Annotated in this window: 23 protein-coding genes; 5 read left to right on the plus strand and 18 right to left on the minus strand. The window is 42.2% G+C overall.

Going from position 1 to position 26,431, the window contains the following annotated elements; translation table 11 throughout:
• Positions 1-88: 88 nt before the first annotated feature.
• The 3 genes from FNK51_RS02865 to FNK51_RS02875 all read right to left on the minus strand — a co-directional run bounded on the left by FNK51_RS02865 (position 89) and on the right by FNK51_RS02875 (position 2,400).
• Entirely contained in the window at positions 89-538 is a 450-nt protein-coding gene (locus FNK51_RS02865) for a threonine/serine exporter family protein (RefSeq protein WP_174524181.1), read from the minus strand.
• A 16-nt stretch (positions 539-554) separates the two neighbouring features.
• Positions 555-1,310 (minus strand): threonine/serine exporter family protein, encoded by a 756-nt coding sequence (locus FNK51_RS02870; protein ID WP_063234332.1) that lies wholly within the window; start codon positions 1,308-1,310, stop codon positions 555-557.
• 283 nt (positions 1,311-1,593) lie between these two features.
• Complete coding sequence (locus FNK51_RS02875; RefSeq protein WP_141992379.1) at positions 1,594-2,400, minus strand: alpha/beta fold hydrolase; 807 nt, start codon at positions 2,398-2,400, stop codon at positions 1,594-1,596.
• A gap of 166 nt (positions 2,401-2,566) precedes the next feature.
• Here FNK51_RS02875 and FNK51_RS02880 point away from each other — a divergent pair, with 166 nt between their 5' ends.
• Together FNK51_RS02880 and FNK51_RS02885 are read left to right on the plus strand one after the other, a co-directional pair.
• Positions 2,567-3,829, plus strand: coding sequence for a dicarboxylate/amino acid:cation symporter (locus FNK51_RS02880; protein ID WP_141992380.1), 1,263 nt, complete (start codon positions 2,567-2,569; stop codon positions 3,827-3,829).
• Positions 3,830-3,964: 135 nt separating this feature from the next.
• The gene (locus tag FNK51_RS02885) at positions 3,965-4,636 is read left to right on the plus strand and encodes a lysoplasmalogenase (protein ID WP_141992381.1); all 672 of its coding nucleotides are present in this window, start codon (positions 3,965-3,967) and stop codon (positions 4,634-4,636) included.
• A gap of 84 nt (positions 4,637-4,720) precedes the next feature.
• On the opposite strand, the gene FNK51_RS02890 is transcribed toward FNK51_RS02885, so the two are convergent.
• From FNK51_RS02890 to gltC, 3 genes are all read right to left on the minus strand, one after another.
• Positions 4,721-5,920 carry a class I SAM-dependent rRNA methyltransferase gene (locus FNK51_RS02890; RefSeq protein ID WP_141992382.1) on the minus strand — a complete coding sequence of 400 codons (1,200 nt, stop codon included), beginning with the start codon at positions 5,918-5,920 and terminating at the stop codon, positions 4,721-4,723.
• A gap of 110 nt (positions 5,921-6,030) precedes the next feature.
• Positions 6,031-7,023, minus strand: coding sequence for a PTS sugar transporter subunit IIC (locus FNK51_RS02895; protein ID WP_141992424.1), 993 nt, complete (start codon positions 7,021-7,023; stop codon positions 6,031-6,033).
• A 409-nt stretch (positions 7,024-7,432) separates the two neighbouring features.
• Positions 7,433-8,335 carry a glutamate biosynthesis transcriptional regulator GltC gene (gene gltC / locus FNK51_RS02900; RefSeq protein WP_141992383.1) on the minus strand — a complete coding sequence of 301 codons (903 nt, stop codon included), beginning with the start codon at positions 8,333-8,335 and terminating at the stop codon, positions 7,433-7,435.
• Between the two features lie 158 nt (positions 8,336-8,493).
• On the opposite strand from gltC, the gene gdhA reads away from it, so the two are divergent.
• The gene (gene gdhA / locus FNK51_RS02905; protein WP_141992384.1) at positions 8,494-9,876 is read left to right on the plus strand and encodes an NADP-specific glutamate dehydrogenase; all 1,383 of its coding nucleotides are present in this window, start codon (positions 8,494-8,496) and stop codon (positions 9,874-9,876) included.
• 203 nt (positions 9,877-10,079) lie between these two features.
• Here the strand turns inward: gdhA and rbsB are convergent, their stop codons facing one another.
• From rbsB to FNK51_RS02965, 12 genes are all read right to left on the minus strand, one after another.
• On the minus strand, positions 10,080-11,000 hold the full coding sequence (rbsB, locus tag FNK51_RS02910; protein WP_137017767.1) for a ribose ABC transporter substrate-binding protein RbsB: 921 nt from the start codon (positions 10,998-11,000) through the stop codon (positions 10,080-10,082).
• A 15-nt stretch (positions 11,001-11,015) separates the two neighbouring features.
• Entirely contained in the window at positions 11,016-11,960 is a 945-nt protein-coding gene (locus FNK51_RS02915) for an ABC transporter permease (RefSeq protein WP_141992385.1), read from the minus strand.
• A gap of 1 nt (position 11,961) precedes the next feature.
• Positions 11,962-13,443: a sugar ABC transporter ATP-binding protein gene (locus tag FNK51_RS02920; protein WP_141992386.1), complete on the minus strand. Its 1,482-nt coding sequence runs from the start codon at positions 13,441-13,443 to the stop codon at positions 11,962-11,964.
• Positions 13,444-13,461: 18 nt separating this feature from the next.
• Positions 13,462-13,854 (minus strand): D-ribose pyranase, encoded by a 393-nt coding sequence (gene rbsD, locus FNK51_RS02925; RefSeq protein ID WP_034316088.1) that lies wholly within the window; start codon positions 13,852-13,854, stop codon positions 13,462-13,464.
• A complete protein-coding gene (gene rbsK / locus FNK51_RS02930; protein WP_141992387.1) occupies positions 13,851-14,735 on the minus strand; it encodes a ribokinase in 885 nt (294 codons plus the stop codon). Before rbsK ends, rbsD begins: the two co-directional genes overlap by 4 nt.
• Positions 14,732-15,718, minus strand: a complete 987-nt coding sequence (locus FNK51_RS02935) for a LacI family DNA-binding transcriptional regulator (RefSeq protein WP_098370295.1) — start codon at positions 15,716-15,718, stop codon at positions 14,732-14,734. The genes rbsK and FNK51_RS02935 overlap by 4 nt, the downstream gene beginning before the upstream one ends.
• Positions 15,719-16,334: 616 nt before the next feature.
• A complete protein-coding gene (locus FNK51_RS02940; protein WP_141992388.1) occupies positions 16,335-18,146 on the minus strand; it encodes an IucA/IucC family protein in 1,812 nt (603 codons plus the stop codon).
• A 22-nt stretch (positions 18,147-18,168) separates the two neighbouring features.
• On the minus strand, positions 18,169-19,497 hold the full coding sequence (locus FNK51_RS02945) for a lysine N(6)-hydroxylase/L-ornithine N(5)-oxygenase family protein (RefSeq protein ID WP_141992389.1): 1,329 nt from the start codon (positions 19,495-19,497) through the stop codon (positions 18,169-18,171).
• Positions 19,472-20,056, minus strand: coding sequence for a GNAT family N-acetyltransferase (locus tag FNK51_RS02950; RefSeq protein WP_286178554.1), 585 nt, complete (start codon positions 20,054-20,056; stop codon positions 19,472-19,474). Before FNK51_RS02950 ends, FNK51_RS02945 begins: the two co-directional genes overlap by 26 nt.
• The gene (locus FNK51_RS02955; protein ID WP_141992390.1) at positions 20,046-21,848 is read right to left on the minus strand and encodes an IucA/IucC family protein; all 1,803 of its coding nucleotides are present in this window, start codon (positions 21,846-21,848) and stop codon (positions 20,046-20,048) included. The genes FNK51_RS02950 and FNK51_RS02955 overlap by 11 nt, the downstream gene beginning before the upstream one ends.
• Positions 21,849-21,850: 2 nt before the next feature.
• Positions 21,851-23,359 carry a pyridoxal phosphate-dependent decarboxylase family protein gene (locus FNK51_RS02960; RefSeq protein ID WP_260398161.1) on the minus strand — a complete coding sequence of 503 codons (1,509 nt, stop codon included), beginning with the start codon at positions 23,357-23,359 and terminating at the stop codon, positions 21,851-21,853.
• Between the two features lie 7 nt (positions 23,360-23,366).
• Positions 23,367-24,719 (minus strand): aspartate aminotransferase family protein, encoded by a 1,353-nt coding sequence (locus FNK51_RS02965; protein WP_141992391.1) that lies wholly within the window; start codon positions 24,717-24,719, stop codon positions 23,367-23,369.
• Positions 24,720-24,976: 257 nt separating this feature from the next.
• Here FNK51_RS02965 and FNK51_RS02970 point away from each other — a divergent pair, with 257 nt between their 5' ends.
• On the plus strand, positions 24,977-25,660 hold the full coding sequence (locus FNK51_RS02970; RefSeq protein WP_141992392.1) for a polyphosphate polymerase domain-containing protein: 684 nt from the start codon (positions 24,977-24,979) through the stop codon (positions 25,658-25,660).
• Positions 25,661-25,695: 35 nt separating this feature from the next.
• A complete protein-coding gene (locus FNK51_RS02975; RefSeq protein WP_141992393.1) occupies positions 25,696-26,391 on the plus strand; it encodes a DUF4956 domain-containing protein in 696 nt (231 codons plus the stop codon).
• Positions 26,392-26,431 lie beyond the last annotated feature (40 nt).

A 26,431-nucleotide genomic window follows, 5' to 3' on the forward strand; every position in this document is an offset into this window, starting at 1 on the left:
AAAGAGAAAGGAGATCAGGGTGTTCGACCTGCTCTCCTTTCTCTTTATTTAGAAACATATTTATCAGGAAGGTTTTAAAATAATCACTCTAACTTCTCAATCTTAACTTCCTTTTATTGTACTTAGTTACTAACTGATTCATGACTTCTGCAAAGATCAGCCCCATCGCAATGGCACCAGCCAGCATAAAGACCTTGGCGGCCAACTGAACGGCGACATAAAAATCATTTCCGACAAAGTGCTTCATCGCATCATACGACAAACCTCCAGGCACGAGGGGGATGATTCCCGATACATTGAAAATCGTGATCGGCGTTTTATACCTTTTAGCAAAATACTGGCTGATAACAGCAACGATAAATGCAGCCGATAATGTTGCAATGATGCTGTTTATCTCATTTTCAACCAGAACAAAGTATAATATCCACCCTAACATCCCTACGAAACCACATTGAAACAATGAATTCTTTGGTACATTGAAGATGACTCCAAAGGCGGCTGAGGCAATGAAACTTGTAATAAGCTGTGCAATCATCATTCTTCCTCCCCTAAAATCATAAGAAAACAAACGCAGCCGATATTCCTGCCCCAATGGCTAAAGCAGTCAAACCTGCATCCGCACCCTTGGATAGACCTGAAACCAAATGTCCTGCAATTAAATCTCTGGCAGCATTAGTAATTAACAGCCCTGGCACAAGCGGCATCACCGCTCCAATGATTATCGTGTCCAAATGACTCCCGACTCCAATCTGGACAAAGAACATAGCTACTAAACCTACGACTAAAGAGGCGATGAATTCAGCAAAAAAGCGAACTTCCAGTAACCAGTGCAAATAAAGCAGGCAAGTGAATCCCATTCCTCCAGCTATACAGGACCAGATGAAATCATTCCACTGTCCTTGGAACATGATTAAAAAGCAGCCGCTTGCTATAAACGCAGCAAAGACCTGTACCCACATGGGATACCCCATCCCGGCCTTTTCGATTTGTTTTAACCTTAGATAAGCTTCCTCCGGTGTCATTTCCTTGCTGGAAATGCTTCGGGATATACTGTTAACCAGCGTCACCTTATGTAAATCTGTAGATCGTTGGGAAACTCGAATTAATTTTGAAGCTGGGTGCATACCATCCAGCGAAAAAATAATTCCTGTAGGGGTCGAAAAACTATGTGACTCACCGCATCCAAACGCTGCAGCGATTCTTACCATCGTATCTTCCACCCGCGAAGTTTCCGCTCCGTTCTGAAGCATGATTTTTCCTGCAAGTAAACATACATCTATAATTTCATTGTATGGTAAACGATCATCCATTTTATCCTCACCATCACTTCCTGCATGAGTTTCTCTCAATAACAGATAACGATCATACCAATTTAAATCCACCTCATAATAGCCCAATTCCTGTGAAAAGGATATAAAAATATTACCTATTTAATTTATCAATTCCATTAACCTGCACTACTGACTCCCTTAGTACCAGTATTCCCTTTATTTCTTGCCGAAACCGTTTAGTTAGTAGAAAAATTCATTAATAACCATAAAGAAAAGGAATGCGGGCACGAACCCTGCATCCCCTTTTTCATATCCTGTACGACTATACTCCCTTTTGAATAAAGCAATCCACTGTTTCATTAAACAAATCGCTTTCTTCCATAAATGGACAATGGCAACTATCTTCAAAGACTACTAGTTTGGAATTCGGAATGTTTTTATGCAAATGTTCCCCTGCAGCTACTGGAATGACTTTTTCATGCCTTCCAAAACAGAGAAGTGTCGGAATATTGATTTCTGGCAAGAATTCACGATAGTCCACAATCGATTGGTCAAATAGAATGCTACTGGCAATGGATTCCGGCATCTTGGTCACTTCCCCAAGCATCCAGCTTGCATCCTCTGCAGACAATTCATTGTTGAACATGGAGGTAAGGAAGCTTTGTAAAAATGGGGAACGATTCGTTTGAATTTCAGTCATGAAGGCAATCAACGTGTCCATATCAAATGCACCGATATTAAAATCGGGCCACTTAAAATCAGAGGCCAATTCGTCCACAATCACGGTTGAATGTATATTTCCTTCACCGAATTGCTTAAGATAGTCCCAGACGACAAATGCCCCCATGGACCAGCCTACAAGTATGACATCCTTTAATCCCAGTTTACCTATGAATGCATGAAGATCTTTTGCATAAACGGAGACCGTATTTCCGTAATGTACATGATTTGACTGGCCATGACTTCTTAAATCAAGTAAGATCGTTCTATATTTTTCTGAAAAGTACGGAAGCTGCCTTTTAAAGAACCGGCTGCTCATCCACACACCATGGATAAAAATAACCGGTCTTCCCTGGCCCTTATCTTCATAAAACAACTGAACGCCCTCTCCCACCTCAATAAATGCCATTATATCCCTTCTTCACTATTTTTTAACAACCCATTCCCTATTATTATTTATTGCATTTCTCCTTTTAACATTCCTTCCTATAAAAAAATATTGTCAAACCTGATTTTAGAGTTGATAATGAAGTATATTTTTATTGATATCTTCATCCTGAAAGGACGGAAATTTAATGAAGAGCTTTATCAAAAACTATCGATCCTCTTTAATATTACTCACTGCCATTATTATCGGTGGGATAGCGGGCGTTGTCTTCGGGGAGAAAACCTCGGTCATACAGCCGCTAGGGGACTTATTCTTAAATCTGATGTTCACGATCATCGTGCCATTGGTATTTTTTAGCATTGCTTCAGCAATTGCCAATATGAGCGGAATGAAGCGTCTTGGCAAAATCATGGGCAGTATTGTAATCGTTTTCCTGACAACTGCCGCTTTGGCTGCGGTCATTGGATTTATTGGGACAACCATCATCAATCCCTTGGAAGGCACAGATACGACAGCCATTAAAGAACTGATGGAAAACAGTTCCACTGAAGAGCCGATCGAAGAAGTTTCCTTCTTCAGTCAACTGGTCAACACAGTAACTGTGTCCGATTTTCCAGAACTGTTCTCCAGAAGCAATATGCTTCAGCTTATCGTTTTCTCAGTATTAATCGGACTTTCCACTGCACTGGCCGGTGAGAAAGCAAGACCGATTACCGAGTTTTTGACAGCAGGTACAACTGTCATGATGAAGGTCGTCAAAATCGTCATGTACTATGCTCCAATTGGGCTTGGTGCTTATTTTGCGGCGATAATCGGGCAGCTTGGGCCGCAGATTTTAGAAGGCTATGCCCGCACTTTCATTCTTTATCTATTCTTGGCCTTGATTTATTATTTCGGCTTCTTCACTTTGTATGCCTTTATCGCAGGCGGGAAAGATGGAGTTAAACTATTTTGGAAAAATGCCCTGACACCATCCATTACAGCCATTGCAACTTGTTCTAGTGCCGCATCCATTCCAGTCAATCTGGAATCTGTCAAGAAAATGGGCGTGCCTAAGGATATAGCGGAGACTGTCATCCCACTCGGAGCCAACACTCATAAAGATGGTTCGGTATTCGGCGGGGTATTGAAAATCGTTTTCCTATTCAGCTTATTTGGAAAGGATATGACAAGCATATCAAGCATTTTAAGTATACTTGCTGTTGCCTTTTTGGTTGGAGCCGTTATGGGTGCCATTCCTGGGGGCGGCATGATTGGGGAAATGCTGATTCTTAGTGTATTCGGCTTCCCTGTTGAAGTCCTGCCGATCATTGCCGTTATATCCACGATTATCGATGCTCCTGCTACACTGCTTAACTCAACAGGAAACACGGTTTGTGCCATGCTTGTCACAAGGCTTGTTGAGGGGAAAAACTGGTTAAAACAAGCATTCGTTAAAGAAGCTGTATGATTCTATAACTGAACTGACTCCTGGTTAATCGGGAGTCAGTTTTTTTCATTTTGACGACTTTCTTTCAAACAATACTTTAATTGACAAGGGGTTCCTATCCCTTACATAGAATTAAAGATTGAAGGAGGAATTTGAATGTTAATGAAATGCTTACCTGCCGCAATCCTTATCACGGGACTATTATATATTTTTTTTATACCGGAAGAGCCTTTAATCATTAAAATCATGTTCAAGGTAATCCCCATGTTATTGATTTTGCTCTACGCCTGCACAAATGTGGGAAGACGGGATCGTTACCAATCCTTCATACTTCTTGGTTTATTCTTTTGCATGCTTGGAGATGGATTGTTAATCTGGTTCGTCATCGGGCTTTGTGCCTTCTTGATCGGCCACCTTTTCTATATTTCGGCATTCTTTAGACTGTGGACCTTTTCATGGCTTCGATTTGCGACGATTCTTCCGATTAGCATTTACTCCACTTGGATTGGCCGTGAAATTGTACGTTCTTTAATTGAAAAAGGTGAACATGACCTTATCATCCCTGTAATCTGTTATGTAACGGTCATCTCCCTCATGGGCTGGGCGGCATTCATGACCGGAAATGCGGCTGCAATCATCGGTGGGGTCCTGTTTGTGATTTCCGACTCCATTTTATCTTGGAACAAATTCATCGATGATGTTGCCTATTCTGGTCCACTGATCATGCTTACCTACTATGCAGCCCAGTTTTGCATCGCTAACAGCATTCGCAGGAAACCATCTTTCCATTTATCGAAAGGTTTGAAAAGTGAACGGCCAAACCTTTGAATTCCGAATATCCGTTCGTTTCACATGAAACAATTTTTCAAAAAAAGGCATCCTCAGCTCTAATGGAACTGTGGACGCCCTTTTTCAACCTTTAATTTTCTTAATGAAGACTACTTTTAGATAATCGCCTTCCTTATATTCCCTGCTTGTTTTAAAATCAGCCGGTAATGAGAATTGTTCCACGATCTCGTATTTTCCATTTATTTCTTTGAAAGCAACATCAATGAAGCTCTTGAATTTTTTCATGTCAAACGTACTGCAATTAGTTGAGGCGATAATGACCCCATTATCTTCCGTAATGGAAATGGTATCCTTCAAAAGATTCGTATAGTCTTTCCCGGCACTGAAAGTGAACTTCTTCGATTTGGCAAAGCTGGGCGGATCGAGGATGACCATTTCAAATTTCAAGGCCTTCTTCACTGCATATTTAAAATAATTAAAAACATCCATTACCACGATATTGTGAGCTTCGGGATCTATTCCATTCACACTGAACTGCTCGATCGTCTTTGGTAAACTGCGATTCGCCAGGTCGACACTAGTTGTTTTAACAGCACCGCCTAAAGCGGCAAACACGGAGAATGCCCCAGTATAGGAGAACATATTCAACACAGTTTTCCCTTTTGCGTATTCATCCCGGATTTTCCTTCTGACATCGCGTTGATCAAGGAAGACACCGACCATTGCCCCATCATTCAGATAAACAGCGAAATGTACTCCATTCTCCTTTACAAGAAGCGGAAATGCAGGCTGTTCACCCATGACAAAATCGTCTTCATCCACGTACTGACCCTTTGTATCAAAGCGTTTCTTCTGATAAATCGATTTAACCTCGACCGTTTCCTGCAATGCCTTAATGATGTAGTCTTTAAAGGAATAAATTCCTTTGCTATACCAGCTAATGACATAGTGACCATCGTAATGATCAATGATTAAACCGCCAATTCCATCACCTTCCCCATTAAACAAGCGGAAAGCTGTAGTCTCCTCATCTTCAAAAAATGACTTTCGGAATTCGGATGCTGCCTGGATTTTGCCGTTAAAGAAGGCTTGATCGATCTGTTCATCTTCTCTTTGGGTCAACACCCAGCCATAGCCCTTATTCTGTTTACCATAGTATCCTTTTGCCAGAAAGCGGTTGTTTTCATCCACCAAACGCACCAAGGACCCCTCTTCCTTAAGATCATTAAGGTTGGCTATCGACTCTTTAACAATCAAGGGAAAACCCTTGCCGATTTTACTCACGAACTTAGCTTTCACTTTTATATCTATTTCTTTTCCCATATATATCATCCTATCTATGCAAATGCTTTCCTCCCCATTTTACCCTAATCCCTTTATAAATAAAAACCAGCCCGGTTCCTTAACCAGGCTGGTTTCTAAGAAAACTTTGATTATGAAACTTCCAAATGAAGATCACCTGGCTTAACTTTACCCATCATCTTCAATACCCGATGCAATGCAAGTGTGATCAAAGCTGGCAATACCATACCCACTGCCACATAAACCAAGAACGTGTACAACCCCTGACCAGTTATGATGGCAATCGGGGCAATCATTGAACTTAACCCCATGCCTCCAAGCTCATACGGCACTTGAAAATCGAATGCCAAGGTAGCGATAGGCGCACAGATGATTGCCGCCACAAAAGGCGGAACGACATATAATGGTTTCTTGATTAAGTTAGGAAATTGAACTTTTGGCGTAACAACCATCTGTGCCAGGAACCCGCCCATATCATTATCTTTATAAGACATGACAGTGAACCCGACAAACTGAACGGTACATCCGATTAGAGCTGCAGCACTGGAAACGGGATCTAATTGCAGAGCGATCGCCAGTGCAGCGGAAGACGCCGGTGTCATCAATAAAATGCTCCATACCAAGGCTATGACCATTGAACCGATTAAAGGAGAACCTGCGACCGCGGCGGTGGTTTGACTGCTTATCCACGTCAGTAGCGGGGTGGTGACAAGAGCCAGGCCATATCCCGAAACTCCACCGACAAGAACTGCTCCCATTGAGATGGCCATGATGTCCAACTTCGTTTTGCCGATTAGGCGCTTACCTATATATGTTGCAATTACTGCTGCCAAGACAGCACTTAGCGGCTGACCCGTAACAATCGTGAAGGCACCCTCAGCAGTTCTATGAATGGCAGCACCCCCAACAGCACTTGAAGCCATGGCGCTAAAGATAATTAATGAATTTCCACCTAGCTGATATGCGATGCCTGCTCCTAAAGCCGGTGCCAGCAAGACCTTTGCGGCCCCGCCTATTGCCAGGAAGACCTCCCAACCTAAATATCCCCCTATGGATTCAAACAATAACCCGATCCCTAATGTAACCAAAACAGCGTTGGCTATCCCTGTCGATGCCTTGTACATTCGATCGCTGATGTATTCTTTCCTGCTCACTTTATCTCCACTCCTTATCAATTATCAGAATATTCAATTTCGTAAAAACGAAAAAAAAATTAAGGTCTTCATTTAAAAAAGCCTATTAAGTATATCGCACCGCTACCTATAATGTCTGCTCGTATAATAACATGAATTTTCTGATAATGTAAGAAGTATTTTTATTCTAATAAAATAAAAGCGTTTTCAAAAATAAAGGTTTAACACATTCTTATACAAGAAAAAACTAATATTGTATTATTTCAGAATAGATTACCCCTTTTAAGGATGTGTTAAAATGAAGATATTTCGATACATTTGCGACAAAAAAAAGAACCCGATTCAAGGATTCTCTCACTAGCTGGATTTATGACTTTTCTAATAGAGACGCAACTTATTCCTATTGAAAACCTTCCAATGTTGCAAAAGTGTCCTTCAAAAATTGGTAAAACAACTTCTCCGTTGGCATCAGTTCCCTATCAGTTGGAACGATGACCCCTACAGTCCTGGTAACAGACGGTTCCTCCAGCGGCAATTTAACCGTAAAACGTGGCAAGCTATCAATCAAGGAAATCTCAGGTACCAAGGTTATACCCAACCCTGCCCCCACCAGGCCTTTTATAGCATCAGTATCTTTTCCTTCAAATGCCACTTCCGGTTCAAAGCCATGCAGTTTGCAAGCCTTCATAACGATATCCCTTAAAACATAGCCCTTTGGAGATAGGATGAACGGATTTCCTTTAAGCTCATCCAAGCATAGTGATTTCTTCAAGGCCAAAGGATGACTTTCTGGTAAAAGGGCAACTAAGTTCTCAATAAATAGCGTTTCACCTTTGATTTTCTTTTCATTCATCGGCAGAGGACCGATCAAGGCCATGTTAATATTACCTTTTATTACCGAATCTATCAGGTATCGATATGAACCTTGTTTCAAAGTGAACTTTGCCTGCGGATAACTTTCCCTGAAGTCGGAAATGACCCTTGGCAATACATAAGAAGCCAAACTGCTGGGAAAGCCAATGCGAATTGTCCCTTTTTCTGGATTCAGACTTTCAGCCATCTCACGCTTGGCACGATCGATTATATTCATAGCTTGTTCCATATTCGCTAAAAATGTATGTCCTATAGGCGTCAATCTAATTTTTCGGCCTTCCCGGATAAATAGGGGCACACCTAATTCTTCTTCTAAATTGTAGATTTGACGACTGACAGCTGACTGGGCAACATGCAAGTTCACTGCCGCTTCCGTCATATGTTCACGCTTTGCCACTTCAATGAAATATTCGATTTGCCTTAATTCCACTCTAAGCTCCCTCTTCCATATCAAAACAGCATGTTACTTATCTAATATTCAGATTGTTTGTTTTATTTTTAAATTATATCATGAAAGTATCATATAAAGACTGATATCTTATTCAATTGTATTTTAAGACTATATTACCTTAAGGGAGAGAGAGAACAATGACCACTTCACAAGAAGTCGAGCATGAGGAATTACAAGTTGCCAGAGAGTTCGTAAGTCAAGTATACGCACAGGTAAAGGAGCGTAATCCCCACGAAAGTGAGTTCCATCAAGCCGTAAAGGAGATATTCCTTTCATTGGTCCCCGTTTTTGCAAAACATCCTGAATATATGAAAAGCGGGATATTGGAGAGGTTGGTTGAGCCTGAAAGAATGATCACCTTCCGCGTTTCATGGGTTGATGACCTGGGAAATGTCCAAGTCAACCGTGGTTTTCGTGTACAATTCAACAGTGCAATCGGGCCATTCAAAGGCGGCCTTCGATTCCATCCTACTGTCAATTCCAGTATCATTAAGTTTCTTGGTTTCGAGCAAATCTTTAAAAACTCTCTTACTGGCCAGCCGATCGGTGGGGGAAAAGGCGGATCGGACTTCGATCCAAAAGGAAAATCGGACGCGGAAATCATGCGTTTTTGCCAAAGTTTCATGGCAGAACTAGCTCGCTATATCGGACCTGATACAGATGTACCGGCTGGTGATATCGGAGTCGGTGCAAGGGAGATCGGTTATCTGTTCGGTCAGTATAAAAAGATGCAAGGCAGTTACCATGCTGGTGTTTTAACCGGTAAAGGCATAAGTTACGGCGGAAGCTTGGCCCGTACAGAAGCGACTGGATATGGAACCGTTTACTTTGTCGAAGAAATGCTAAAAGACAAAGGGTTACAATTCCATGGCAGCACTGTCGTTATCTCCGGATCTGGTAATGTATCCATTTATGCCATTGAAAAAGCTACACAGCTAGGCGCAAAAGTTGTTGCATGCAGCGACTCCAATGGCTATATATATGATGAAAATGGTCTGAACCTTGACACAGTTCGACGTCTAAAAGAAGTGGAACGAAAACGTTTGAGCGAGTATGTCGATGCGCACCCGGAAGCTGTATACCATGAAGGAAGCTATGGCATTTGGTCTGTACCATGTGACATCGCACTGCCTTGTGCCACACAAAATGAAATCGATGAAGAAGCAGCAAAATTACTGGTCAAAAACAATGTGAAGGCAGTCGGTGAGGGCGCTAATATGCCTTCAACCCTCGAGGCCATTGATGTATTCCTTAATAACGGCATCCTTTTTGGACCAGCAAAAGCGGCCAATGCAGGCGGCGTAGCCGTGTCTGCACTTGAAATGGCCCAAAACAGTGCCAGAATGCCTTGGACTTTTGAAGATGTCGATGCCAAGCTGCATGAGATCATGAAAAACATCTATAAAAACAGTGTAGAGGCTGCAGAGGCATATGGTGCGCCTGGCAACTTAGTTGTCGGGGCCAATATTGCCGGATTCCTTAAAGTGGCGGATGCGATGCTGACTCAAGGTATACTCTAGCAATCAGTTGATTTAGGAGGCGGTTCCGACAAGGGCCGCCTTACTTTTGCAGAAGAGCGTTATCACTTTCTTATACCACTCATTCATACCAATTCAAGCTGGGTATCCACAATCAGATAACATCAATTGGATTAAAAACATTTATTTGTTACGACAAAAAAGAGTGCCGGAAAAGTTCCGGCACTCTTTTTGTTGAAAGACAATCATTCTTTTGTGACCAATTTCAATGGAACGGATATTGTGTCATCCACTTTGTCACCTTTTAAGATTTTTTCAGCCGCATTAACCGCTTCTTCACCGATAAGTGCCGGTTGTTGGGCGATTGTAGCTTTTAGTTCACCGTTTTCAACTGCTTTCAATGCATCATCATTTCCGTCAAAACCAACCACGATGATGTCTTTTCCTGCTGCCTTGATTGCTTCAATGGCTCCTAGTGCCATTTCATCATTATGGGCGAATACCGCTTGGATGTCTTTATTGCCTTGCAGGATATTTTCCATGACGTTAAGCCCTTTTGTCCGGTCGAATTCCGCCGTTTGGCTTGTAAGGACATCTAACTGCTTGTCCGCAATATTGTGGAAACCTTTTCCGCGTTCACGAGTTGCGGATGCTCCGGATACCCCTTCAAGTTCCACTACTTTCGCTTTTTCGCCAAGCTCTTTAACTAGATATTCTGCAGCCATTTCCCCGCCAGCCACATTGTCGGAAGCGATGAATGTTTCAATGTCACCTTCGTCTGAAGAGCGGTCAATCGTGATAACTGGAATACCCGCTTCATTTGCTGATTGAACGGCTGAAGATATTGCAGCAGAGTCAGTTGGATTCACAAGAAGGACATCAACCTTTTGAAGGATTAAATCTTCAATTCCGCTAATTTGTTTTGCCGTATCATCTTGAGCGTCAACAACTGTGACTTTCATGCCTTTTTCTTTTGCTTCTTTTTCAATGCCATCTTTTAAGGAAACGAAGAATGGGTTGTTTAAAGTAGAGATGCTGACTCCGACTTTCACGTCTTTCATGGAGTCTTTCTTTTCTTTTTTATCATCTGTTAGACCAGAGTCCATTGAACAGGCAGCCAAGACCATTAAAGAAAGAACCATGATGATCGATACTATTTTTTTCATTGATTACACCTCTTCTTATGATTTTTTACGGTCAAGTAAGACCGCGATTAATATAACTGCACCCTTTACCACTTGCTGGTAGAAAGAGGATACACCAAGTAAATTCATGCCGTTATTCAAGGTACCGATGATCAGGACACCCACCAGCGTACCGAACAACCGCCCTTTACCGCCTGAAAGGCTCGTTCCGCCTAGCACCACGGCTGCGATCGCATCCATTTCATAGGATTGGCCTGCAGTCGGCTGTGCCGAATTCAGACGGGATGTTAAAATGGCACCAGCGATTGCAGCCATCGTACCGGCCAGACCATATATGGCCACCTTGACTCGGTCAACTTTAATCCCTGAAATACGGGAAGCCCTTTCATTTCCGCCAATGGCATATGTTTTACGGCCAAAGGATGTTTTATGAAGCAGGAACCATAGGATGAAGAAAGCGATGACCATCACCACGGCCGGTACTGGCAGTCCCAGGAAGTAACCTCTCCCAAGCATCTGGAACATTTCAGAATCGCCGATTCCAGTAATCGGCTTTCCATCCGTATACACAAGCGTTAATCCCCGGAAAATCGTCATGGTTGCCAGTGTCACGATGAAAGGGGCCATTTTTCCCTTTGAAACGAGAATCCCATTGATTACACCCATTATTGCACCTAGTAGAATTCCTACTAATATAGCTAAAATCGGATCTAATCCCGAGACCATCATACCAGCCATAAGTGCGCTGGATAGAGCTAAAATGGAACCGACGGATAAGTCGATGCCACCTGTCAATATAATAAAGGTCATTCCAAATGCAATAAGTGCATTGATGGAGGTTTGACGCAATAAATTCAAAATATTATTCGGTTCCATGAATGATGGATTTAAAACGGTTATTACGATAAATAAAAGTACCAGGGCGAGTAACGGACCAAATTTCTGCCAAATCCCGCTTTTCCCTGTAGCCTCAAGTTTCATCCTAGTTCCCTCCTGTCGCCAATGCCATAATTTTTTCTTGCGTCGCTTCCTGCTTTAACAATTCCCCAGCAATCTCACCTTCGTGAACCACAAGGATTCTATCACTCATTCCAATGATTTCGGGAAGTTCTGACGAAACCATGATGATGGCGATGCCCCGCTCCGTCAATTCATTCATCAATTCGTAAATTTCACGTTTTGCACCAACATCTATGCCCCGGGTCGGTTCATCCATAATTAAAACTTTAGGGGAAGTGCCTATCCACTTGGCTATTACCACCTTCTGTTGATTTCCTCCGGATAGATTGCCGATGACCGTTTCTGCAGAAGATGTCTTCACGTGAAGTCGCTTAATCATCATTTCGGCAAAGTTCATCTCATCTTCGGTTTTTACGATTCCGCCTGGAGCAAAACTCTTGAGATTCGGCAAACCGATATTTTCCCTTACAGAAAAGTCCAGGATCAACCCCTCTTCTTTACGATTTTCCGTAATGAAAGCCAGGCCGTGCCGAACTGCATCAGTTGGTTTCCGTATGAAAACTTTTTTGCCTTCAATGGTAATTTCACCGCTGTCTATTTGGTCGACACCAAAAAGGGCGCGCATTATTTCTGTTCTGCCTGCTCCCATTAATCCTGCTACACCAACAATCTCACCTTGCCGAACCGAGAAATGGATATCTTCAAAAAGCCCCTTTTTAGTTAAACCTTTTACATCAAGGACTATGTCGCCAGCATTCGCTTCACGATGAGGAAAACGATCCTCCAGCTCCCGCCCGACCATTTTCTGAACGACTTCATCGAAATTTGTATCTGCAATTCTTTTCGTATCGACTGTTTTTCCGTCACGCATTACGGTGATCCTGTCACAAATGGCAAATATCTCTTCCATTCGGTGAGAAATATAAACAAGCGATACTCCCTTTTTGGTAAGTCCCTTCATCACTTCAAAGAGCTTCTCTATTTCTCTATCAGTTAAAGCGGCTGTGGGCTCGTCCATGATGATGACTTCGGCATCCGTCATGAGCGCCTTGGCAATTTCAATCATTTGCTGTTCCCCGACAGAACAAAATCCGGCTTCCTTATCAAAAGGAAGAGAAATATTAAGTGTTTTAAAAATCTCGTTTGCACGCGCTTTCATTTGTTTCGTCTTCAGGACACCGAAGGCATTCACCATTTCCCTGCCGATAAATAGATTCTCCAGCACGGTCATTTCCGGCCAAATATTCAATTCCTGACGGATAAAGGCCATTCCCGCCTCTTCTGCTTCCTTTGAATCTTTGAATGAGGTTTCTTTACCGTTAATCTCAATCGTTCCTTGATCTTGTTTATGCAGCCCGGTCAAAATGTTCATCAAGGTTGATTTCCCAGCTCCATTTTCCCCCATTAGTGCATGTACTTCCCCAGCCTCTAAAGAAAAATGAACACCTTCCAATACCTTGTTTTGACCAAATGCTTTATAAATATTGTGCATTTCGATTTGCATGCTCATCATCTCATTTCTTTAAAAGAATACTCCAGACTGCAATATGCAATTTGAATATGGCGTCGTCTCCCCGGTCCGGATTATTGCTTTCGCATTACTTGTCAGCCTTTTAAAATCCTCATGGGAAACATATTCAATCGCTGCTCCGAATTGCTGCTCCATGTATTGATGCTGTTCCGGGTTTTTAACCTTCACTTCTGTGGCAGCGATAACTTTTTCAACAACCATATCTTCGTGAACCGCCCGGACGACATCTTGAAATGATGGTGTTCCAGGCGTCAATGCTAAATCTATCTTGCAAACTCCCGGTGGCACCGGAAGCCCGGCATCACCTACGACAATATAATCGGTATGACCAAGGTCAACCAGGACCTTGGCTATTGAACTATTGATGATTCCTTGACGTTTCATGCTTCAAAGCCCCTCTCGACCTCTAACCTTTGCGGCATGCCACCTTGGGCGCCTAACTTCGTCACGGAAATGGAGGCTGCCCGGTTCGCGAATAACAAACATTCGTCAAAACTTTTTCCTTCTGCAACAGCCACGGCAAAGGCAGCATTGAATGTATCCCCTGCGCCTGTTGTATCCACCGCTTCCACGACAAAGCTTGGAACGACCTTTTCTTCATGTCCGTCAAAATAACGGACGCCATTTTTTCCTTCGGTAATGAATAATTTATTTGGATACTCAGTCAAGACTTTCGTTCTATCTCTCCCATTGAATAGTATCTCGAATTCATGTTCATTCGGTGTAAGGAATGATGCCTGTTGAATGACAGCCTCGCTTAGCTTGCGGGCAGGAGCTGGGTTCAATAGTAATCTCTTTTGAAGCATGTTGCACAATTCAGCCAGATATTCCACGGTTTCCTCAGGTATTTCCTGCTGAACCATCACGATGTCCGATTCCTCTATCACTTTTTTCGCCTTTTGTACATATTCGGGAGTAATGAAATCATTCGCACCTTTTACGACAATAATGCTGTTATCACCTTCCGAAAGGGTAATGTGTGCTGTCCCGGAAGCAGAACCTGTAACCGGTTCCACATACTCCGTATTTACATGATTTTTTTTCAGGTTTTCCAAGATGATCTCTCCATAGACATCATCCCCTACACATCCAACCATTGACACTTCTGCACCAAGACGTGCCGCTGCAACAGCCTGATTAGCGCCCTTTCCTCCAGGAACCGTGATAAATGACTCTCCTAACACCGTTTCCCCGGCCATTGGCCGCTTAGCTGATGTCACCACTAAATCCATTGAAGAACTTCCCACTACTGCAATTCTTATCATGTCTTCTCCGCCTTCCTTCTCGTTGTTTGTCTCTCCACAAAAGAAACAGGGAGCTTTTTATGTGTTACTTCCATTTTTTCTTGATTGATCTTTTTAATTAGCATTTCCGCCGCTTGTGCCCCCATCTCATAGGCTGGCTGCCGAATTGTCGATAACGGTGGGTGCAATAACGCCGTGAAGGAGATATCATCATAGCCGATCAATTGTATGTCTTCCGGTATCCGTATTCCCCGTTTTAAAATCTCTTGAAGTGCGGCAGCTGCAACAATATCATTACAAGCAATAATTCCATCCGTTTCCGGATATTGCTCGAACAGCTGCTTCACGCAAGTTTGGCCGCCCTGAAGTGTTAGGGATGAATCCATGACTTGCACGTTCACTTTTGCTTGTTTCAATTCCTCCAGTGCTGCCATGTACCGTTCATATACAGGCTTTATTTCGACTGGCCCCCTAATGAGGACGATATTCGTACTGCCTCTATCCAGCAATACGCGTGCTGCTAGCTTACCGCCTGTCTTTTGATCGGAATAAACAGCTGGTAATTTCTCTGCTGTACGGTCGAGAAGGACAACTGGAATTTCCAGGTTATCGAAATTTTCATTGGCCTCTTCACTAGTTGAAGCAATCATGCCCACTACATTATTCTGCAGAAACGTGTCAATATATTCTATTTCTTTATCTCTCTTTTCATCGCTATTTCCAAAAATTAACCGATATCCAAATTGCTGCAGATAATCCTCTACACCTCTTGCCATTTCCGGGAAGAAGGGATTCGTAATGTCCGGCAAAATCAAACCAACCAATTTGGATTTACGTTTGTAGAGGGATCTTGCCACTTCATTCGGTTTATAATTTAATTTTTCAACAGCTGCCATGACCGCCTTTTTTGTGTCCTCATGTGCATAACCACTGCCATTCATAACTCTGGAAACCGTTGCCACAGAAACCCCAGCTTCCTTTGCCACATCCCGAATCGTTGCCAATATATCACCCTCAATAATTTTGTGTAACCGTTTACACAATAGCTTATCACCAATTTATATGAACGGCAAGCCCTATTCCAAAGATAATTTTTGAGAAATTTGGACCAAAAAGGATAAAATAATCCTTTTGTTAACTATTAACGCTCTATAAACTTTTTAACAAAGATGATTGGAACGGGTGTACGAGACTCCTGCGGGAAAAGCGCGTCTAGGGGAGACCCCGCAGGCGCAAGCCGAGGAGACTCCCTGACCGCCCGCGGAAAGCGAGTGCCTGGAGCGGAAATCAACCGTCTAATTGTAAGCCATAAAAAAACTGCGGAAAGGGGTCGGAACACATATTAACACCTTCAACTCCTTAGATATGGTTTCTATCCAAATTTAATAACAAAGTTGATTGGAGTGGAAGGTACGGGACTCCTGCGGGAAAAGCCAGTCTTAGGGAGACCCCGCAGGCGCAAGCCGAGGAGGCTCCCTGACCGCCCGCGGAAAGCGAGTGCCTGGAGCGTAAATCAACGGTCTAATTGTAAAAGCCATAAAAAAAACAGTAGACAAACTCGATTTTCAACGAGTTTGTCTACTGTCTGAAACTGGCCCAAAAGTCTGAGCCAGTTTAACTTTATAGCGTTTTTGCAGGTAACTTTTCATAAAGGGCATTATTCACATGCCCAAACTCAGATGCATGCGGGCGATCTTCACCATCGCTATAACCATATTGAAGCATCCGATTTCTATTCAGGCAGAGTTTCGTTAATTTTGGCGCAAAGAAATTGAATGTATCGAAACGATCCTGTAACATAGGGAACCTTTTCTGATGTGTAAGGATTGTTTGAGCGACGCCTTCCCAAAAAGCATTCTCATCCAAAAGGGACCTCTTCATCAAAAGGGTTGACAAGTATCGGAAATGACAGATGAATAGTCCCGTGAAAATGAATTGAACCAGCCCCTCGGGAGTCTCACTTCTTAGTACTTTCCTTAAATCATCAGGAAGGCTGCTTAATTCAGGAAGCGGCTGATCACTGACGTTCACATCATCTACAAAATCCTTGATGGCCAAACGGTGAGGCTTGTAATCCTTCAAAACTAAAATGGTATTTTGACCATGCGGTGAGAAGACCAATCCATATTGATAGATAAAATGTAGTAATGGTGATAGGATGACGTCGAATAATTGAGCTGTCCAGGCTTCTGCAGTCAATCCCGATTTTTCAATAAGGCTTTCTACATATGGTTTCCCTTTGCTGTCCACATGTAAAAGGGACGCAAGCGTAATGGGCTTTTCGCCATCTTCCATATAACTGTAGATGCTTTCTCTCCAAATTCCACCCAGCATCTCTAAATATTGATAGGGTACATTCTCTAATTTGGAATAATACGGGTGATCAACATTTAAACTGGCGACTTCACCAGGAAGCACTACTTTGCATTGTTCTTTCAAGAATGAATCATTTTCATAAATGTTCTTTATATACGTTGTGATTTTTGGGGCAATGACCGTGCGTTCAGCTGGCAATCCACGGTAGACCAGCGTATTTAAAATGCTCATCGGCAGCTTGACGTGGTGTTTATCCTTACTCGATACATTAACAAATGTCCGGATGGATTGTTGCGGCAGATACTTATCAGGACCATTTCCCAAAGCTACGATCAGCCCTTTGGCCAAGTCATCGGTAAAGTTCTGGATGATTACATTCTTCCACTGCCATTCATGGACTGGGAGGTAGTAATAGCTTTCTGCGTTCAGCCCTTTTTCCGTCAATATCTTTGCAAAAGATTTTTGGGTTTCCCCATCCAGTTCATTCTCCATCAATTGCTTATAGGATAACGTTTCGACTGAATTGAACTCACCCCTCGTTTTATGGACGGCAATCCAAGATAACTGAACTTCCTTCTGGTTTTCTGGAGCGAACTTCAAATAATCATCATAACCGAAACCGATTCTTCCCTTGTTATAAGCAATCCAAGGGTGACCGCTCATTTCACCTTCAAGTAATGCATAATCCAGTTCGACTAAATCATCTGCATCTTGTTCAGGTTTGGATAGCAATTGGAGATCCGCAAGCAGCGTATGATGGAATTCTTTGATTAAATGTCCTGTTGTTTCTGCAGTCATCCCAATTAATGGCTGGATGTCTAAAATGAATTGAATGGCATCATTGGCCTGTGTAAAGCCTTCCTTTTCACATACCTGGATCGACTCGGCCTGTACTTCATAGCTGTCAAAAAGACGGGACGATGCCAAAAATTGATAAGATTTCCCCTCATTTATCTTTAACTCATATAGGTTTCCCGCTGCATTTTCGTTCAGAACAGCTGGATGGATCATATCTTCATACATATACTCAGAAATCATCTTTGCCAGCAGGTTTTGGTTTACTATCGACCAATTGTTTTCTGAAACCGCCTGTTCCACTTCATTTATGAACTGCATATAATTCTCCCCTTCCTTTCTCTTAGTAAGCCATGATGGGTGTTTTTACACGGAATGACTGAAAGGCACCCTTTGGCTCGGATGGATAAACTTCTTTACCTGCCAATTGATTGATGATAATCGAATTTCGGAATGCCCCTAAGCCTAAATCCGGAGCACCCACACCATGTGTATGTATCTCGCCATTTTGAATGAAAAGGTGATTCGGTGTAGGGATGGCCGTTCCTACCCGATAGTCTTTCGTTATTGTAAGACGTCCCAAATCATCGCGGACTAAATGGTCCTCCATGGTTTCAAGGAATGCCGGAAGGGTTGATTTATAGCCCGTTCCAAAAACGATCGCCTCTGTGTCCACATCAAATTCGCTATCTTCTACCCACTGGCAGCATTTCAATCTCCAGCCATTTTCGGCGGGGGTAACTGCCGCAACTTCCGTCATGGCCCGAAGTTCAATGGAAAGTTCGGCATTTCCAATCGATTTTTCATACATCTTGTCAAAAATTGCTGCAATTGTCGTAGCACTGATCCCTTTATACAATAAATCCTGTTTCGGAAGGATTTCATCCTTCTTTTCCTGTGGCAGCCGATAAAAGAAATCAAGGTAATCCGGAGTGAAGTATTCCAACCCGAGTTTTGAATATTCCATAGGGAAAAACCCCTTGGATCTTGTATACCAGTTTAGCTGGTAGCCATTTTCCTCCTGCTCATTAAGCAGATCCAGAAAAACCTCTGCTGCACTCTGTCCAGACCCGACAACCGTTACGGATTTTTTCTTTAAGACATTTTCTTTATTCCGTAAATAGTCGGCCGAATGCAGGATGCTCTCTCCCATATATGGATGAAAGGCCGATGGAACAGTCGGGGCGCTGCCAATTCCCATGACTATATGACGGCTATAAAAGACTTCGATCTTTTGTGTTTGTGCATCCCTTACACTGATTTGATAGCAGGGGTCACCTTGATCCCCTATATATTCAACCGCCTCCACTGCTTTTCCAAAACGGCAGCTATCAAGTTGATGGGCAGTCCAGCGGCAATAGTCGTTATATTCTTTTCGTGGAATCAAGAATTTTTCAAGAAAGTAGAAATGATAAAGCCGATCATGCTGCTGTAAATAATTCAGGTAACTATATGGGCTTGTCACATCTGCCATGCTAACTAGATCAGCAAAGAACGGTACCTGCAAAGTCGTCCCTTCCAACAGCATCCCTTCATGCCAATTAAATTCCTGCTTTTTCTCAAAAAAGACGGCATTCAACTCCGGGGTTTTCTCCAAAAGGGCCGCAAGCCCAAGGTTAAACGGACCTATCCCTATTCCTACCAAGTCATAGATAGATTGTTGCTTCTCCATACTTCCACTTCCTCTCGAAGTTCTCCCGTGTACATGACATAAGTAATGCTGTTTTATCAGGGAGCTCAATTTCTTTAATTGGGGTAAACCCGCACTTTTCAAATAAGTAAATCATCTTTGCATTTCGAATATCCGGTTCAGCCATCACTTTTTTTGTTTTCGCAGAAAGCAGTTGGAATTTCACCATTGCACGTAAAAACGGCAAAGCCAGTCCTTTTCCTAGATAATCCGGATCACCAATGAGTAAATGAATACCTTGATCTCCCTCTTCGGATTCATAATAATCTTCAATGATATCGCCTTTTACCCAATACGATTCCCAATAGCTCATGGGAATGGAGTCCAGACAGCCTAAATAGAGTGTTTGGTGTGCATCAGCCAATGCCTTATTCAAATGGACAGCAAATTTTTCTTTTGTGAAATTTAAATTCCAGTAGGGTATCACATGTTCCTCATGCATCCATCCATGCAGGGTATCAATATCCCTCTCAAATTCAACTTTGACAAATGAAAGCTGTTGATTATGGTCCTTCAACATTTCTTCATAACTATTTTTCATAGACGGCCATAACCCCCTGCGCGAACGGATTTTCAATCGTTGTATAAACGGATTGTGTCTCAAGTGAGCCAACAAGTTCATCCATATCATGAAATCGCGTCAGTAAATTAGCCTTACAAGATAATTCCCGGGCATGAAGCAACTTTGAAACAACTCGATTCAACCCTTCATCTTCGCTCTCCCTACTGCTTGTTTCCAGCTGTTCCTGAACGAGCTGTAACAGGTTTTTTTCTGATACTAATCCTTCCGTACCAAAATTATTGATCAAGCCTAATAAGTGATTAAAAAAGAAATAATATTGCAATCTTTCTTCAGCGACTTCATCAGAACAAATCGTGAAGCTTTTTTCACTTAGTTCAGGCAAGATCTTCAGCAGCCTGTCCACTTTGGACTCACAATAGTAATACCCTTGATTATCACGATAATAAAAAGTGGATGGATACCCATCTTGAAGTTGGATGATGGAATTCTGCTGATGGGCTTCTAAAACAATTCCATACTCTTCAAATAGCCAAAGCATCGGTTTTAATGTCATTGACAGATAGGTTTTGAACCAATCCATACTTACATCTTCGGTACTGCGGTTTTCTTCAGCTGATAATTTGCGGATGATCGCTCCAAGCCTTGACGGTGCACCATAGGCATTATCCTGACATAAACCGGCAATCAGGCTTGCTTGTTTATTATTTTCATAAAAAGGGTTTTCCCGAATATCAACATCGAATCCTGATTCCTGCTCAGTCGTTTTGATTGTTAGATAAGCAGGGTCCTTTATAATTCGGAAGGAAGGGTGCCGTTCTTTTAGTTCGTCGCCCGCTTTAGAATCTATTAATTTTGCAATTTCCACACCACGATCTAATTCTTTTTGCAGATTTGCACGTAAAGAATTCGTGATTTTAACCGGAACGGAAAATTTGTACATATATCTCGATGTGGCACTATATACCGTTCTAAAGGAAGAGGTTGCCGTAAATTTTTTCCCAAGAGGCCCCGCATAAACTAGTGTTCCTTGCTCGATTAGCCTCTTGACCTCTTCTTTTTCGATAAGCACTTTTGCCTGAAGCGGGTGTGCCGGGATGATGATAAATTTGCTTTCCTGTTGGCAATACGTTCCTCTGAATTCACTTGAAATTTCCAAGTCACCAGCTAATTCCTGTTTAATGATCTCACTTGCCGATCGGACTTCACTAGAATCTTGGATGACAATCGAAGGTTCCGCCAGGAAGTAGTGCAGCTGAAACTCCCCTTTTAATTCGGGTGAATATATCCATTCATCTTTTTCAGAAATGCCCTGCTTACTTTTCGGTGTCGGGTGGAACAGGTGCCCGAATAAAAGCGACTGCTCTGCTTCAATGTAGGTAAAATCAGGACTTTGAAGTGCATCAATATCTTCTGTCCTGGCTTCAACATATCGTTGAATATTTTGGCTGCTTAGGATGACACGCAGCATCAATTCATCTTCACTATCCGTTCGGCCCTGCTCATTCAATAATTCTTTGGAAACAATCGAGACCATTGTCACGTAATCTAATTCATGCACTTGTTTGGATGCCGTTTGGTAGTATATTGGGAAATTGAAAATATGACGCCCCGTTTCAGACCAATATTCAAGCGGAACAAGCAAAGCAATATCTTGGGATATGAGCTTACTGACCACTAATGAATCCTGTATGGATCCCTCCAAATTTGGCCAATTTTTCATTTCTTCTAAACTGTAATTTCCGGTTTCCCGGAAATAACAATTCAGAAAGCTTTGCATTGTCGCCCTTTCAGCTATTTGCTTACCATTCATCTTCATTCCTCCATTATCTTGAACATTTCACCTAATACTCGGATTTCGTCTAAAATTCCCTCTATGTGTTCAAGGCTTGTCATTGGATTCAATAGTGTCATTTTTAAATATACCTGTCCGTCAAAACGCGTTTTTGCTAAAAATGCCCGTCCGCTTTTCAGCAATTCTTGCTGAATCTGTTTATTTAATAGATTTACTAACTGATCACTTTCTCCCTCGGGATTATAACGGAATACAACCGCATTCAATTCAGGTTCTTTATTTAATACTGTGAATCCTTCCTCCTTATCGATCTTCGCTGCCACTTCACGTGCAAGATGACAAGTATAGTCGATCATTTCAGCAAAGGTATCCAGTCCAACGACCTTCAATGACATCCAGAGTTTCAGTGCGTCGAACCTTCTAGTCGTTTGAACCGATTTATTGACTAAATGAACCATGCCCTCGGCTTCATCTTCCTGAGGATTCAAGTAATCGGCGTGATGCTGGATATATTGAAATGAGTTGCTGTCAGAGACAAGAAAAGCACCACAACTGATGGGTTGATAGAATAATTTGTGAAAATCAACCGTTATCGAGTCGGCCCGTTCAATTCCGCTGATTAACTCTTTGTAATCCTTACTTAAAATCATCGCGCCTCCATATGCGGCGTCCACATGCAGCCATATCCCATTTTTCCTTGCAGCTTCGGACAATTCGTGTAATGGATCGATTGAACCGAAATCCGTTGTTCCACAAGTTGCAACGATGGCAAATGGCAGTAAACCCTGTTCCTCTAAAATCGACATTTGATGATTTAATTCATCTATGGACAGACGGTGATTTGAATCCGTTTTAATCGTGACTACAGCCTGTTCACCAAGCCCCAGCTGTGCCGCTGATTTACGGACCGTAAAGTGGGCAGCCTCGGAGCATAAGATCCGCAACTTTTTCGCCTCGGCTGGCAAACCTTGCTGCTGAACATCTACACCCCAGAAACGCTTACAATAAGCGTCCCTCGCCAATAGCAGTCCCATATAATTAGATTGGGTTCCACCGCTTGTGAAAATCCCATCCGCTTGTTCAGGTAACCCCACCTGGCTGCACAGCCAATCTATTAAACGCTCTTCAACGAAGGTGGCCGCCGAGCTTTGGTCCCATGAATCCATGGATTGATTCAACGTACCTATAATCATTTCGGCAGCCACGGCAGGTATTAATGTCGGGCAATGCAAATGTCCTATACAAGTAGGGCTGTGTACATTGATGCTGTCGTTAATAACAAACTCTGCCAGCTCATCCGCTACTGCTTCCATTGTCTTCCCTTTTAGAGAAGCAATGGACAGCTCGTTTAATCTTGCCTCGATTTCATACGGTTTTTTCCCAGAGTATGGTGAATCGTTCCCCTTTAAAAAGTCCGTCAGCTTTTTTTCAATGATTTTTAATGACTGGCTGTAGTTATTGAAACCTTCTTCGTTATTCAAGAACAATCGAGAATAAGCAAAATCCGTTTTATTTATCATTTCGATCATTGATCATTCACCCTCTTGCAACAGCTGCACGAACAGCTTGTTCAAAAATTGCAGTGGCTTCGCGAAGCTGGGATTCCGTTACGATCAATGGAGGCAAGAACCTCACAACACTTCCATGTCTGCCGCCAACCTCCAGAATCAACCCTCTTTGAAAGCATTCCTGTTGAATGGCACTGGCAAGTTGCGAATTAGCAGGATGGCTTCCATTCGCATTTTGCGGTTCTTCATGATTGATCATTTCCACACCGACCATTAATCCCCGGCCCCTGACATCACCGATCTGCTTAATATCTTTTTGCAAATCTTTAAGAATATCCTTTAATATTTCTCCCATTTTAGCGGCATGCTCCACAAGATTCGTCTCTTTCATGTATTTTAAAGTAGCCGTTCCTGCTGCCATTGCCATTTGATTTCCGCGGAACGTACCGATATGTGCACCTGGTGACCATAGGTCAAGCTCTTTGTTATAAATCACCACCGATAATGGAAGACTTCCGCCTATTGCTTTGGATAGTACAAGAACATCCGGAATGATTCCTGCATGTTCAAAGGCAAACATTTTCCCTGTACGGCCGATACCTGATTGAACTTCGTCGATAATTAGCGGAATGCCCTTCTCTTTCGTTATTCTCCGGATTTCCTTAAGCCATGGAATTGGAGCTGGAATGGAGCCTCCCTCACCTTGTACTGCCTCTAAAATCATTCCTGCTGGCGGCAATAATCCGGATTCAGGATCGTTCAATAGATTCTCGATATACTGGCTGCTGATTTTATGGCTTTCTTCTCCGCCTATTCCAAAAGGACAGCGATATTGGTAAGGATACGGCAGGAATTGTACATCTGGGATTAACCCTTGTATTTTTTCCTTTGGTTTTGTATTGCCGCTGATTGACATGGTTGCATGCGTTGCCCCGTGGTAAGCTCCTTGGAAGGATAAAATGCTTCTATTGCCTGTCGCTGTTTTTACCAGTTTAAGTGCTGCCTCAATGGCGTCTCCGCCAGTAGGACCACAGAATTGAATTTTTGCATTTTTCCTGAATTCCTCAGGCAGGCATTCAAAAATTTCATCGACGAACTGCTCTTTGATCGGCGTTGTAAAGTCCAATGTATGCAAAGGACGCTTGTCCTTAAGAATTTTTTCCATTGCTTCAAGCACTGCCGGATGATTGTGTCCAAGCGCTAATGTTCCAGCCCCCGCAAGAAAATCAATATATCGTTTTCCATCCATGTCTGTTAAGTAAATTCCCTCCGCTTGATCGATCGCCATGGGTAATCTTCTAGGATATGATCGCGCATTTGATTCCCTTGTATTTTGTTGTTCCAAAAGTTGATCATTTTTTGTAAGCGTGTTCGTTACCATAGTGAACCTCCATGTATTGAATTAATTGAGAATAATTATCATTATCATGAAATTCATTTTACTGATAATGATAATTATTCTCAATGAGTAAATTCACTCATTTTTCTGCTATTAAATTCCAATAAAATTAAGAAAAGGTTAAAACTGGGGCCTATTCTCTATTTATCTATTGAATATAAAAAATGTTCTTAAGGTTTTATTAAGATTCCATTTATAAGCTGAACGCAGTCAAAAATCATGGAAAAGGAGGAACGACAATGAACGGTTTAAAGGGAAGGCGGGAACTCAAACATGCAATCACCAAAGCAGATTGTCATTTATTAAGAAAAAATCTGCAAAACTTCATGAAGCTTGATCCCCATGGGCTTGATGGGAAATATTTAATTCGAAGTGTTTATTTCGACAACTTTGACAATAAAATCCTGCGGCAAAAAACAGAGGGGTTCTATCACAGGGATAAGTTCAGGGCTAGACTTTATGATCATAATGCGAATTTCATCAATCTAGAAAAAAAGAGTAAGCGGAATAACCTTACCTATAAACAGAAGTGCAGGCTTTCTGCTAGAGAATACGAACGGATTCGTTCAGGGGATATAGAATGGATGTCCGAGGATTCAAGGGATATCCTCAGGGACTTATACATTCAAATGACCCTTTTCCAAATCAAGCCTACAACCGTCGTTGACTATGAAAGGGAGGTATTCATCTATGAGTACGGAAATGTGCGGGTCACCTTTGACAGTAATGTGAAAACGAGCTATCGGAATACGGATTTCCTGAATCCCGAATTAATCGTGGTCGATGCTTTAGACCCAGATTATGTAATCCTGGAAATAAAGTTTGACGAATTTCTTCCGGATATCATCAAACAATTGTTATCCATCATCGATACTAGAAAAACAGCTTTTTCAAAATACCAACTAAGCAGAAGATTCGGCTGATTGCAACAAACACAAAAAATTTGGAGGAATAGAAAATGGATACGACGACAACCAATACCACTTTTAATGATATTTTCAAATCAAGCTTTTTGGACAAGACTGAGAGTTTTTCAATCATTGACTCCCTAATTGGATTACTGTTGGCATTTGCCATCGGATTGTTCATTTACGTCATTTATAAGAAGACCTTTTCCGGTGTGATGTACTCACACAATTTCAATATATCCCTCATCGTCATGACAATGGCCACGGCCTTGATCATCATGGGCATATCAACTAATATCGTTATCTCCCTTGGTATGGTCGGTGCCCTCTCCATCGTACGATTCAGAACGCCCATCAAAGATCCCATGGACTTGGTCTTCCTATTCTGGGCAGCGGCATCCGGGATTTTATGCGGGGCAGGACTAATTCCGCTGGTTATCATAGGTGCCATTTTAATAGGTATCGTGATGCTCATATTTGCCAATTGGATCACTGTTGAAAATCCATTTTTATTAATCGTTAAATATTCAGATGCATCAATTGAAAAAACGTTAGAAGAAATGATATCCAACAAGGTGAAAAAGCATTCCGTCAAATCGAAATCCGTCATGGCGGATAATAACCTCGAAGTGACATATGAAATTCGATTAAAAGATAATAATGCGGAATTCATAAATCAAGTCAAGGACATGAACAGCGTTCACTCTGCCATCATGTTAAGTTATGATGGCAACTTCACAGCCTAAGATAGATGGCGGACATAAAAATCCATGCCCACCCCTCTAT

The organism is Bacillus sp. B4EP4a, assembly GCF_006680105.1.
In the GTDB taxonomy this organism is placed as follows: domain Bacteria; phylum Bacillota; class Bacilli; order Bacillales; family DSM-1321; genus Peribacillus; species Peribacillus simplex_E.

Excerpts from the sequence above, each read along its gene's own strand:
- FNK51_RS02975 (WP_141992393.1), top strand. The coding sequence starts at position 25,696 with ATGGATACGACGACAACCAATACCACTTTTAATGATATTTTCAAATCA.
- FNK51_RS02895 (WP_141992424.1), bottom strand. The coding sequence starts at position 7,023 with ATGTACAAGGCATCGACAGGGATAGCCAACGCTGTTTTGGTTACATTA.
- rbsB (WP_137017767.1), bottom strand. The coding sequence starts at position 11,000 with ATGAAAAAAATAGTATCGATCATCATGGTTCTTTCTTTAATGGTCTTG.
- FNK51_RS02875 (WP_141992379.1), bottom strand. The coding sequence starts at position 2,400 with ATGGCATTTATTGAGGTGGGAGAGGGCGTTCAGTTGTTTTATGAAGAT.
- rbsD (WP_034316088.1), bottom strand. The coding sequence starts at position 13,854 with ATGAAACGTCAAGGAATCATCAATAGTTCAATAGCCAAGGTCCTGGTT.
- FNK51_RS02870 (WP_063234332.1), bottom strand. The coding sequence starts at position 1,310 with ATGGATGATCGTTTACCATACAATGAAATTATAGATGTATGTTTACTT.
- FNK51_RS02885 (WP_141992381.1), top strand. The coding sequence starts at position 3,965 with ATGTTAATGAAATGCTTACCTGCCGCAATCCTTATCACGGGACTATTA.
- FNK51_RS02945 (WP_141992389.1), bottom strand. The coding sequence starts at position 19,497 with ATGGAGAAGCAACAATCTATCTATGACTTGGTAGGAATAGGGATAGGT.
- FNK51_RS02955 (WP_141992390.1), bottom strand. The coding sequence starts at position 21,848 with ATGAATGGTAAGCAAATAGCTGAAAGGGCGACAATGCAAAGCTTTCTG.
- FNK51_RS02915 (WP_141992385.1), bottom strand. The coding sequence starts at position 11,960 with ATGAAACTTGAGGCTACAGGGAAAAGCGGGATTTGGCAGAAATTTGGT.
- FNK51_RS02890 (WP_141992382.1), bottom strand. The coding sequence starts at position 5,920 with ATGGGAAAAGAAATAGATATAAAAGTGAAAGCTAAGTTCGTGAGTAAA.
- gdhA (WP_141992384.1), top strand. The coding sequence starts at position 8,494 with ATGACCACTTCACAAGAAGTCGAGCATGAGGAATTACAAGTTGCCAGA.
- FNK51_RS02965 (WP_141992391.1), bottom strand. The coding sequence starts at position 24,719 with ATGGTAACGAACACGCTTACAAAAAATGATCAACTTTTGGAACAACAA.
- FNK51_RS02880 (WP_141992380.1), top strand. The coding sequence starts at position 2,567 with ATGAAGAGCTTTATCAAAAACTATCGATCCTCTTTAATATTACTCACT.
- FNK51_RS02970 (WP_141992392.1), top strand. The coding sequence starts at position 24,977 with ATGAACGGTTTAAAGGGAAGGCGGGAACTCAAACATGCAATCACCAAA.
- FNK51_RS02960 (WP_260398161.1), bottom strand. The coding sequence starts at position 23,359 with ATGATCGAAATGATAAATAAAACGGATTTTGCTTATTCTCGATTGTTC.
- FNK51_RS02920 (WP_141992386.1), bottom strand. The coding sequence starts at position 13,443 with ATGCAAATCGAAATGCACAATATTTATAAAGCATTTGGTCAAAACAAG.
- FNK51_RS02950 (WP_286178554.1), bottom strand. The coding sequence starts at position 20,056 with ATGAAAAATAGTTATGAAGAAATGTTGAAGGACCATAATCAACAGCTT.
- FNK51_RS02940 (WP_141992388.1), bottom strand. The coding sequence starts at position 18,146 with ATGCAGTTCATAAATGAAGTGGAACAGGCGGTTTCAGAAAACAATTGG.
- rbsK (WP_141992387.1), bottom strand. The coding sequence starts at position 14,735 with ATGATAAGAATTGCAGTAGTGGGAAGTTCTTCAATGGATTTAGTGGTG.
- FNK51_RS02865 (WP_174524181.1), bottom strand. The coding sequence starts at position 538 with ATGATGATTGCACAGCTTATTACAAGTTTCATTGCCTCAGCCGCCTTT.